Source organism: Staphylococcus sp. FSL K6-0223 (assembly GCF_038008285.1).
This window is the reverse complement of the sequence record NZ_JBBOYX010000002.1, coordinates 19,009-29,688: the sequence shown is the minus strand read 5'-3', so window position 1 is coordinate 29,688 and position 10,680 is coordinate 19,009. Positions and strand designations below refer to the sequence as shown.

The following is a 10,680-nucleotide window of genomic DNA, read 5'->3' as shown; positions in this document are numbered from 1 at the left end:
TCTTTTTTTTGTACAAAAAAACACTAGCCCTTGTCGGACTAGTGTGATAAAAACATTTACTTAAGATGAGTTTAAATACTGTCGATAACAGTACCTTCATCTCCCCATTCATTCATGCCACCTTTAACATTAACAGCATGAATACCTTTATCTTCAAGATATTCAACGACTTTAGCACTTCTAGCTCCAGCAGCACAGATAATATAATATGTTTCGTCTTTATTAAACTCATTTAAGTTATCAGGAATTTGATCCATTGGAATCGTTTTAGCTCCAGGAATAACACCCATAGCAGTTTCTTCATCATTTCTAACATCTACGATATTAACTGGATTAGAATCCAACACTTTTTTCTTTAGTTCATCTACTGTAATTGATTCCATTAATAATCTCTCCTTAATATTTATTTAGCAACAATGTTAACTAATTTTTGAGGTACTGCGATAATTTTTTTAATCTCTTTACCTTCGATACTCATTTTAACATTATCATTAGCCAAAGCTAAATCTTGCATTTCCTCTTTTGATAAATCTTTTGAAATATTTAATTTAGCACGGACTTTGCCATTAACCTGAACTACAATTTCAACTTCATCGTCAACAAGTAGACTTTCATCAAATGTAGGCCATGGTTGATAAGTTATAGTTTCATTATGACCTAGTTTACTCCATAACTCTTCACCAATATGAGGAGCAATTGGCGCTAACATTTTTACAAAACCTTCAATATAAGGTTTATAAATTTCATTAGCTTTATAACAATCGTTAATAAATACCATTAATTGACTGATTGCAGTATTAAAGCTAAGCGCATCGAAATCTTCAGTTACTTTTTTAACTGTTTGATTGTAAACTTTGTCTAATGATTTATCGTTAGACTCTACAATCTTGTTATTTAATGAGCCATCTTCAGTAACGATAAGTCTCCATACACGATCAAGGAATCTTCTTGAACCATCTAAGCCGTTTTCACTCCAAGCAATTGCTGCATCAAGTGGTCCCATAAACATTTCATATAGACGTAGTGTATCCGCGCCATGTGAAGATACGATATCGTCAGGATTAATAACGTTTCCTTTAGATTTACTCATTTTTTCATTGCCTTCACCTAGAATCATCCCTTGGTTATATAATTTTTGGAATGGTTCTTTTGTAGGAACTACACCTAAATCATAAAGAACTTTATGCCAGAATCTTGCATATAATAGATGAAGTACTGCGTGTTCTACCCCACCAATATATAAATCAACTGGTAACCAGTGCTTTAATTTTTCAGGGTCAGCAATCATATTTTCATTATCTGGATCAATATAACGTAAGTAATACCAACAACTTCCTGCCCACTGAGGCATTGTATTCGTTTCACGACGTCCTTTCATGCCTGTCTTTTCATCAATCACATTTACAAATTCATCAATATTAGCTAGAGGTGATTCCCCAGTTCCAGAAGGTTTAATTTCACTAGTTTCTGGCAGTAATAAAGGTAATTCTTCTTCAGGCACAGTTGTCATTGAACCGTCTTCCCAATGAATAATTGGAATTGGTTCACCCCAGTAACGCTGTCTGCTAAATAACCAATCGCGCAGTTTGTAGTTAACTTTTTTCTCACCAGCGCCTTTATCTTCTAATAACTCAATTGCTTTACTAATGGCAGCTTCATTTTCAAGACCATTGAGTTCACCTGAATTAACGTGCTCACCTTCACCAGTGTATGCTTCTAGTTGAACATCTCCGCCTTTGATGACTTCAATGATTGGTAAATCAAATTTCTTTGCAAATTCATGATCACGTTCATCATGTCCAGGAACCGCCATAACTGCACCAGTTCCATATGTTGATAGTACATAATCAGCAATCCAAATTGGTAATTTCTCACCAGAAAGAGGATTAATTGCATATGCACCTGTGAAAACGCCTGTTTTTCCTTTAGCTAAATCAGTACGTTCTAAATCTGATTTCTTAGAAGCTTCTTCTTGGTAAGCTTTGACTTCTTCTTGTTTGTCTTCAGAAGTAATGCTATTAACAAGTGAATGTTCAGGACTTAATACTAAGAATGACGTACCAAAAATTGTATCAGGACGTGTTGTGAAGACATCAATTTTATTATCAGTGTCCTCAACATTAAAGGATACTTTCGCACCTTCAGAACGACCTATCCAATTACGTTGCATATCTTTAATTGATTCAGGCCAATCTAAGTCATCTAAATCTTCTAATAAACGATCTGCATATTCAGTAATTTTAAGTACCCATTGTTTCATTGGTTTACGATAAACTGGGTGTCCACCACGCTCTGAAACGCCATCAACGACTTCTTCGTTTGATAAAACTGTACCTAAAGCTGGGCACCAATTCACCGCAACCTCATCAACATATGCTAAACCTTTATTATAAAGTTGAATGAAAATCCATTGTGTCCATTTGTAATATTCTGGATCAGTGGTATTTACTTCTCGATCCCAATCATAACTAAAACCTAATTCTTGAATTTGACGTTTAAATGTTTGTACGTTTTTCTTAGTAAATTCACGAGGGTCATTTCCAGTATCTAACGCATATTGTTCAGCAGGTAGACCAAAGGCATCCCATCCCATAGGATGTAGCACATTATATCCTTGCATACGCTTATATCTTGAAACAATATCAGTAGCTGTGTATCCCTCAGGATGTCCTACGTGTAATCCTGCACCAGATGGATAAGGAAACATGTCTAGCGCATAAAATTTCTTTTGACCTAAATTGTCACTTGTTTTAAATGTTTTATTTTCTGCCCAATAATCTTGCCATTTTTTTTCAATTTCCTTGTGATTGTAATTCAACACATTTCCTCCTATTTCATAAAAAAGACACCTCTACTATTGTGTGTATAAAGGGACGACAGTGTTGCCGCGTTACCACCCTTATTCGCTTATCAAGCGCACTTCATTAAAATAGTTAGAGATGTCTCATTAAATTCATTTAATTATTGGAAACGATTTAGTCCTTAACACTAGTTCTCACCACTACTAGTTCTCTGTAGAAAAGCCTCTAAATGCTTCTTTCTATTCATTTTTAATCTTATGTTATCAAACGTATTATTGCAAGTAGTTAAAGCTATTTCTTCCATATTATATTTATTTAGAAGCTTTTGATTTTCTTCTCTTACGTCTTCTAGGTATAGGGGTTTCATTTTTATCTTTAGGCAAACCTCTATCAAAGATGCTTAGGAAAATGAGTCCGAAGCAAAGTAATACTATCATTCCTACAAACATCATACTCATATTCATTGCATCTACGAGTACACCACCAATAAACGGTCCAAAGGCTTTACCAACTGTAGAAGCAGAGTTTACAAAGCCTTGGTATTGACCCTGTTTACCTTCAGGTGCAAGTTTATTGGCAATAGTAGGAACTGCAGGCCATACAAACATTTCACCAAATGTAAGAATAACCATACCTACAACGAAAATAGCAAAGTGATGCGCAAAACTTGTAACAAGGAAAGAACTCATAAAGATTAAAATACCAACGAACATTTGATGTTTTAAGTTCCCTCTTAAAATTACAATAATTGGTCGAATAAGTGGTTGTGCTACTAAAATCATAATACCGTTTATTGTCCAAAGCACACTATATTGAGACATAGAGATATTGATTGATTGAGTAAAGGATGCAATTGTTGTTTCCCATTGAATATAGGCAATCCAACAAATAGCAAACATCGCACATACCAACATCATTGCTGTAAAACGTTTTCTATTTTCTTTACTTTTTAAATCAACTGCATCTTGATGCTTAACTTTAGCATGAATTTCCAAATTAAATTGTGTAATTGCAACAAGAGCAAATAAAACATACATAACTAAATTAGCTAGAAAAATAAAATTAAAGCTAAATTCAGCAACAAATCCTCCAAGTGCTGCGCCCAATGCAACACCTATATTTTGCGCTAAATAAATGGCATTAAATGTTTGTCGTCCCCCATTTGGCCATACTGCTCCGGCCATAGCATAAATTGCTGGGACAATCATACCGCCACCAAAACCTAATAACACGAGCCAAATTGCATACCATGGCCAACCATGAAATAGATTTAACAGCGTAGTACTGCACAAACATGTAATAGTACCTATAAGTATGGTTTTATAACCACCAAGTTTATCAAATAAGGTGCCCCCTAGTAAGTTACCAACAACCATGCCAAATGAATTAATCATTAAGACAATACCAGCAATTGTAAGACTTTTATGAAGTTCTTCCTTCATATAAATAGTGTTTAAAGGCCACAAAAAACTGGCGCCAGTGATATTTAAGGCCATGCCAATAACTAGCCACCAAACTGATTTAGGTATATTCATATCTTGAGTCCCTCTCTTTATGTTTTTCTCAATCTACAATAGACACTATAACACTAAAATATGTTAAAATCTGTACTTAGAACTAAAATAGAAAGGAAAATGTATTATGGGTAATTTTTTCCCGTATGCTTTTGAAAATAAACGATATCACACATGGAATTATCATTTAAAAAATAAATTTGGACGAAAAATATTTAAAGTTGCTTTAGACGGTGGATTTGACTGCCCTAATAGAGATGGTACTGTCGCACATGGAGGTTGTACTTTTTGCTCAGCTGCAGGAAGTGGTGACTTTGCTGGTAACAGAGCTGATCCCATTGAAGTACAATTCCAACAGATTAAAGAAAGAATGCATGAAAAATGGAGCGAAGGACAATACATTGCTTACTTCCAAGCCTTCACTAACACGCATGCGCCTGTAGAAGTGCTGAAAGAAAAATATGAACCAGTACTTAAAGAAGAAGGTGTTGTCGGTTTATCCATAGCCACACGTCCTGACTGTTTACCTGATGACGTAGTAGAATACTTAGCTGAACTCAATGAACGAACTTATCTTTGGGTTGAGTTGGGCTTACAAACTGTTCATCAAACTACTTCTGATTTAATTAACCGTGCACATGACATGCAAACGTATTATGAAGGCGTAGCGAAATTACGTAAACATAACATTAATGTATGTACTCACATCATCAATGGTTTACCAGGCGAAGATTACGATATGATGATGGAGACTGCTAAAGAAGTTGCGCAAATGGATGTTCAAGGCATTAAAATTCACTTACTTCATTTATTAAAAGGAACACCAATGGTAAAACAATATGAAAAAGGCATGTTAGAATTCATGAGTCAAGAAGACTATACAAATTTAGTATGTGATCAACTTGAGGTCATTCCTCCTGAAATGATTGTTCATCGTATTACAGGTGATGGCCCTATCGATTTAATGGTTGGACCAATGTGGAGTGTAAATAAATGGGAAGTCCTAAATGAAATTGATAATGAATTAGAACGTAGAGGCTCTTATCAAGGGAAAAAATTTGAGCAGAAGGTTAAATCATGAAAATCGAGCGTATTCTCCCCTTCTCAAAGTCATTGATTGATAGTCATGTTTGTGAGAGTAGTATCGTCATTGATGCTACTTGTGGTAATGGTAATGATACGCTATATCTTGCTGAAAAAGTCACTAATGGGTTTGTTTATGGATTTGATATTCAGAAAGAAGCGATAGATAATACTCAACTCAAAGTAAGTGATTTTAACAATGTTTCTTTAATTCAAGACAGTCATGAAAATGTAAAACAACACGTCTTAGAAAGACATCTAAATCTCATTGATTGCGCGATATTCAATTTAGGTTATTTACCCAAAGGAGATAAATCAATAGTTACTAAACCGGATTCAACTATTAAAGCTATTGAGGAAATATTTGATATGATGCGTGTCGAAGGTATTATTATTCTAGTTATTTATCATGGACATGATGAGGGGAAATTGGAGCGAGACGCACTTTTAAAATATCTTAAAGAACTTGATCAACAGAAAGCGCATGTTTTACAGTATCAATTTATTAATCAAAAAAATAATGCACCTTTCATATGTGCAATCGAAAAAAGAATATAAATATATAAAAGATCTTATTCTCACTTTTGAATTAAGCGTAGAATAAGATCTCTTTTAATAATAAAATATAAGACTAGTTAAACAGCTAAAATTGATTTTAAACTATTTTGCATTGGTTCTGATTTACTTCTAATTGATTGTCCAATAAAGTTAAGTAAATCTTCTTTTTGGGAATTGAGTTTCTCATTATAATGAATAATTACAGTTCGTTCATCATCTTGAGGTCTTTCTTTATAAATCCATTCAAGATTAACCAAATTGTTGTACGTTCTTGTACGTTTATATGGCTTAATGTGAACGAATTTATCCATTTGTTTAAGAGTCATTGAACCTTCTTCCCAAAGTGTAAGTAAAATTAAAACTTCTTCTTTAGACATTTTATACTCTTTTTTGATTGTATCAAAAATCGAGTTAATGTCAGAAAGTAATGCCTCTAATTGCAAAATTCCATGTACTCTCTCTTTTTCACTTTTAGTCAAAATTAACATCTCCCAAATAAAATAACTGTTAATATTTTTCTAAGTTAACCGGTTCTCCCTTAATAATTAAAACCGGTTAAATTAAAAAAATATCTAATTTTCCCTATTATTTAATTGAATGTGTTAATTTAAAATCAAATTTAGTGCCTTTGATTAGAACTAGACTAGAAGCATTAGTACATATAATAAAACATCCCAAATAATAATATAATTCTAGTTCAACTTCTAGTCTCAATACATATTAAAATTATATTATTTATACAAACAAAATATATCAAGTTCCTAATTAAAATGCAATGTTTTTGTTAAATATCTCTATTAAAATTGTAAATTGTTTTTAGTTACAATAAAATGATATTTTGAATTAAACATTCTAAAAAAAGAGCTTACATTACGCAAGCTCTTTCTTAACCTAAATATCTTCTATTTCTTCCTCTTTAACCACAAACCCCATAGTGTTAACACTATTATTTAAAAAAGTAAGAACATATCTCATAACTTGATCTCTCTCGGGTTCATTATGAATTTCATGATATAAACCATTCCAAGCCTTAAAGTACAATTCATTACTAGCTAATTTATCTTTAAGTTCTATGATAGCATCAGTTTCTAAAATTTTATCTTCAGTTCCATACATGATAAGCGCTGGTAATGGTTTAATATCTTTAATATGATCCATTGTCTCTTTCATTTTTTCAACGATTAAGTTATACCATCGATACGTTACTTTCTTCAACATGAGACCATCATTATCTGTTTCGTCAATAATTTCATCATTTCGAGTTAAATCTTGTGAAGAGATGCCCACTTTGAACCTAGTATCCTTGGACATCTTACCTAAATTAGAGATAATTTTATTCTTTCGACCTTTACCAGTTTTTCTAAGTTCTAGCATAGGAGACAATAGCATTACACCTTCAATAGGTAATTCAGCCTTTTCTAAGAGATTTAAGACAATTAAACCACCTAAACCAACACCTAAAACAAAGGTAGGAATTTTATATTCATTGGCTATTTTGATCCATTCTAATAAATTTTCATGATATGTATTAAAGTCATCGATTTGACCTTTATTTGCTCGTGAGGTTTGTCCCTGTCCAGGCAAGTCTCCCATAATAACATGATAACCATTTCTTCGTAACATGGTAATAACGTATGCATATCGTCCAGTATGTTCTAAAATATTATGAGCAATGACTACGACGCCTTTTGCGTCATTTTCTGTTTCCCACTTCCACATTCTAAGACTGCCCCTTTTTATTTATTCTTTAATAGTACAATTATATCAAAACAAACATATTTATTACCATTTTTAGCATAACTTTCACTTAAAATTAATGTAATTAAAGATATTACCACCTTGAACATAAAGTATAAAACTACTTTATTAGTGTTTTAATGCGTTATGTAAACGCTTTCTCAAACATTAGTTTCGTGATACACTATTTTTAAACATTAATGTATCAATGTATTGGAGGTATTACATATGTCACTTTTCCGAGATTTTTTTATCGCATTATCTAATAATACTTATTTAAATGAAACTGCTAAAAAGGTTGGCCCTAGAATGGGTGCTAATAAAGTAGTAGCTGGAAATACTATTCCTCAACTAATTGAAACAATTCAATATCTTAATGAATATAGAATTGCGGTCACTGTTGACTGTTTAGGCGAATTTGTTGAAACTAAAGAAGAAAGTTTACATGCAAAACAACAAATTTTAGAAATTATTGAAGCAATTCAATATTTTAATGTTGAGGCACACATGTCAGTTAAAATCAGCCAATTAGGCAGTGAATTTGATTTAGATCTTGCTTATGAGAATATGCGTGAAATACTTCTTAAAGCAGATGAGTGTGGCAAAATGCACATTAACATTGATACTGAGAAATATCATAGTTTACAACAGATACAACATGTACTTGATAAACTCAAAGGAGAATTTAAAAATGTCGGTACGGTAGTTCAAGCGTACTTATATGAAGCTGAAGATTTAATTGATAAATACCCAGACTTTCGATTGCGATTAGTTAAAGGTGCTTATAAAGAAGATGAAACTATCGCTTATCAAACCAAAGAAGACATTGATTCCAATTATATTAAAATTATAGAGAAAAGACTTTTAAACGCACGTAATTATACATCAATTGCGACTCATGATGATCAAATCATTGGTCATGTTAAACAATTTATGAAGAAAAATCACATTGAAAAAGATCAAATGGAATTTCAAATGTTATATGGCTTTCGTTCTGATCTTGCTCAATCCATTGCCAATGAAGGCTATCATTTTACAGTTTATGTTCCTTTTGGAGATGATTGGTTCGCTTATTTCATGAGAAGATTAGCTGAAAGACCTCAGAACCTGTCACTCGCATTTAAAGAATTTTCAAACCCTAAAGCACTTAAAAGGATAGCCCTCTACGGCAGCGTGGCCACAGGCTTAGCCTCTACCCTAGCCATAGCAACCAAACTACTCAAGAGGTAACAAACCAAACGACACGGAGAAGTAAACTACGCACCATTATCACTTCTCCGTGTCGCTTTGCTTTGTCTATATTTGTTTGATTAGGTTAGCCATTTCAATTGCGCTTACTGCTGCTTCAGAACCTTTGTTCCCTGCTTTTGTACCCGCTCTCTCAACAGCTTGTTCAATACTTTCGGTTGTTAAAATACCAAAAATAACTGGTACCTCTGATACTTCATTTGCCTTAGAAACACCTTTTGCAACTTCATTACAAACGTAATCATAATGAGAAGTAGCCCCTCTGATAACACATCCAAGTGTAATTACTGCATCATAGTCACCTTTTCGAGCTAATTTCTTAGCAACTAATGGAATTTCAAAAGCACCCGGTACATATGCAACATCAATTTGTTCTTCTTCGACCTCATGACGAATTAATGTATCTTTCGCGCCTTCTAATAAACGACCTGTAATAAAATCATTAAATCTGCTTACTACAATTGCAACTTTTAAATTTTTACCTACTAATTTACCTTCAAAATTCATATTTTATGTCCTCCTTAATGTGTTTACATACTCAATTCACAATTAAATTAAGTGACCCATTTTCGACTTTTTCGTTTCCATATATTTATGATTATATGCAGTCTCAGGAACAATTAATTCAATTCTATCTTCAATGTTAATACCATATTCTTTTAATCCTTCAAATTTTTTAGGATTATTACTTAATAAGTTAACTTTTTCAACGTTAAAATATTTTAAAATTTGAGCAGCTATATTATAATCTCTTAAATCTTCATCAAATCCTAAAGCGAGGTTTGCAGTTACGGTATCATAACCTTTTTCAATCAATTCATAAGCTCGTAATTTATTCATCAATCCTATACCTCGTCCTTCTTGTGGTAGATATATAATCATACCACCATGTTCATCGATGTATTTCATTGATGCTTCAAGTTGAGCACCACAATCACATCTTTGACTGTGGAATATATCACCAGTTAGACATGAAGAGTGTATACGAACATTTTCATTTGAACGAATTGATCCTTTAGCAATCACTACAATTTCTTCATCACTTAAGTCAGTTGTAAAACCGTACATATCAAATTTTCCATAATCTGTCGGCATATTAACTTTAGCATTTAACTTCACATGTGACTCAGATTGCTTACGATATTCAATTAAACTTTCAATCGTAATCATTTTTAAGTTATGGCGTTCCTTGAAACTCTGTAAGTCTTCACCTCTAGCCATTGTTCCATCATCATTCATAATTTCACATATCACACCTGCTGGTTTAGCTCCAGTTAATTTTGCTAAGTCTACAGCCGCTTCTGTGTGACCATTACGTTCTAGTACACCATTATCTTTAGCAATTAATGGGAATAAATGACCTGGGCGATTGAAGTCTTCGGCATTAGCATGATGATCTATAAGTGCTCTTGCTGTCATTGTTCTCTCATAGGCACTAATACCTGTAGTCGTATTTTTATGATCTACACTCACGGTGAAATGTGTACCATAAGCATCAGTATTATGCGGTTCCATAGCATTTAGCTCTAACCTTTTAGCAATTGAAGTATCTAAAGGTGCACATATGAGACCACGTCCTTCTTTTGCCATAAAATTAATCGTATCGTCAGCCATCCATTCAGTAATTGCGATAAGGTCACCTTCATTTTCTCTGTCTTCATCGTCTACTACAATGATACTTTCACCTTTTCGCAAAGCTTCAATAGCTAACTCAACTGTATCAAATTGCATATAAATTC

The 10,680-nt window shown here is 33.1% G+C and carries 10 protein-coding genes; 3 read left to right on the top strand and 7 right to left on the bottom strand.

What is annotated here, in order from left to right:
- Nucleotides 1-71: 71 nt before the first annotated feature.
- From MHI13_RS11265 to MHI13_RS11255, 3 genes are all read right to left on the bottom strand, one after another.
- A complete protein-coding gene (locus tag MHI13_RS11265; protein ID WP_064210631.1) occupies nucleotides 72-383 on the bottom strand; it encodes a rhodanese-like domain-containing protein in 312 nt (103 codons plus the stop codon).
- Between the two features lie 20 nt (nucleotides 384-403).
- On the bottom strand, nucleotides 404-2,821 hold the full coding sequence (gene leuS, locus MHI13_RS11260) for a leucine--tRNA ligase (RefSeq protein WP_193750978.1): 2,418 nt from the start codon (nucleotides 2,819-2,821) through the stop codon (nucleotides 404-406).
- Nucleotides 2,822-3,112: 291 nt separating this feature from the next.
- Complete coding sequence (locus MHI13_RS11255; protein ID WP_002434677.1) at nucleotides 3,113-4,336, bottom strand: MDR family MFS transporter; 1,224 nt, start codon at nucleotides 4,334-4,336, stop codon at nucleotides 3,113-3,115.
- Between the two features lie 106 nt (nucleotides 4,337-4,442).
- Between MHI13_RS11255 and MHI13_RS11250 the strand changes: the two genes are divergently transcribed.
- Nucleotides 4,443-5,396 (top strand): TIGR01212 family radical SAM protein, encoded by a 954-nt coding sequence (locus MHI13_RS11250; protein ID WP_002434687.1) that lies wholly within the window; start codon nucleotides 4,443-4,445, stop codon nucleotides 5,394-5,396.
- On the top strand, nucleotides 5,393-5,956 hold the full coding sequence (locus MHI13_RS11245) for a tRNA (mnm(5)s(2)U34)-methyltransferase (protein ID WP_002434676.1): 564 nt from the start codon (nucleotides 5,393-5,395) through the stop codon (nucleotides 5,954-5,956). Before MHI13_RS11250 ends, MHI13_RS11245 begins: the two co-directional genes overlap by 4 nt.
- Nucleotides 5,957-6,033: 77 nt before the next feature.
- On the opposite strand, the gene MHI13_RS11240 is transcribed toward MHI13_RS11245, so the two are convergent.
- Complete coding sequence (locus tag MHI13_RS11240) at nucleotides 6,034-6,435, bottom strand: transcriptional regulator, SarA/Rot family (RefSeq protein WP_002434669.1); 402 nt, start codon at nucleotides 6,433-6,435, stop codon at nucleotides 6,034-6,036.
- Between the two features lie 412 nt (nucleotides 6,436-6,847).
- Nucleotides 6,848-7,675 (bottom strand): alpha/beta fold hydrolase, encoded by an 828-nt coding sequence (locus MHI13_RS11235; protein ID WP_002434756.1) that lies wholly within the window; start codon nucleotides 7,673-7,675, stop codon nucleotides 6,848-6,850.
- Nucleotides 7,676-7,921: 246 nt separating this feature from the next.
- Here MHI13_RS11235 and MHI13_RS11230 point away from each other — a divergent pair, with 246 nt between their 5' ends.
- Nucleotides 7,922-8,923 (top strand): proline dehydrogenase family protein, encoded by a 1,002-nt coding sequence (locus tag MHI13_RS11230; protein WP_064210629.1) that lies wholly within the window; start codon nucleotides 7,922-7,924, stop codon nucleotides 8,921-8,923.
- A gap of 66 nt (nucleotides 8,924-8,989) precedes the next feature.
- On the opposite strand, the gene ribH is transcribed toward MHI13_RS11230, so the two are convergent.
- Together ribH and MHI13_RS11220 are read right to left on the bottom strand one after the other, a co-directional pair.
- On the bottom strand, nucleotides 8,990-9,448 hold the full coding sequence (gene ribH / locus MHI13_RS11225) for a 6,7-dimethyl-8-ribityllumazine synthase (RefSeq protein WP_002434688.1): 459 nt from the start codon (nucleotides 9,446-9,448) through the stop codon (nucleotides 8,990-8,992).
- Nucleotides 9,449-9,490: 42 nt separating this feature from the next.
- A complete protein-coding gene (locus MHI13_RS11220) occupies nucleotides 9,491-10,672 on the bottom strand; it encodes a bifunctional 3,4-dihydroxy-2-butanone-4-phosphate synthase/GTP cyclohydrolase II (protein WP_064210628.1) in 1,182 nt (393 codons plus the stop codon).
- Between the last annotated feature and the right edge of the window lie 8 nt (nucleotides 10,673-10,680).

What these genes read in the sequence shown, in the direction of transcription:
- MHI13_RS11265 (WP_064210631.1), bottom strand. Translation starts at nt 383, where the DNA reads ATGGAATCAATTACAGTAGATGAACTAAAGAAAAAAGTGTTGGATTCT.
- MHI13_RS11255 (WP_002434677.1), bottom strand. Translation starts at nt 4,336, where the DNA reads ATGAATATACCTAAATCAGTTTGGTGGCTAGTTATTGGCATGGCCTTA.
- MHI13_RS11250 (WP_002434687.1), top strand. Translation starts at nt 4,443, where the DNA reads ATGGGTAATTTTTTCCCGTATGCTTTTGAAAATAAACGATATCACACA.
- MHI13_RS11245 (WP_002434676.1), top strand. Translation starts at nt 5,393, where the DNA reads ATGAAAATCGAGCGTATTCTCCCCTTCTCAAAGTCATTGATTGATAGT.
- MHI13_RS11235 (WP_002434756.1), bottom strand. Translation starts at nt 7,675, where the DNA reads ATGTGGAAGTGGGAAACAGAAAATGACGCAAAAGGCGTCGTAGTCATT.
- MHI13_RS11230 (WP_064210629.1), top strand. Translation starts at nt 7,922, where the DNA reads ATGTCACTTTTCCGAGATTTTTTTATCGCATTATCTAATAATACTTAT.
- ribH (WP_002434688.1), bottom strand. Translation starts at nt 9,448, where the DNA reads ATGAATTTTGAAGGTAAATTAGTAGGTAAAAATTTAAAAGTTGCAATT.
- MHI13_RS11220 (WP_064210628.1), bottom strand. Translation starts at nt 10,672, where the DNA reads ATGCAATTTGATACAGTTGAGTTAGCTATTGAAGCTTTGCGAAAAGGT.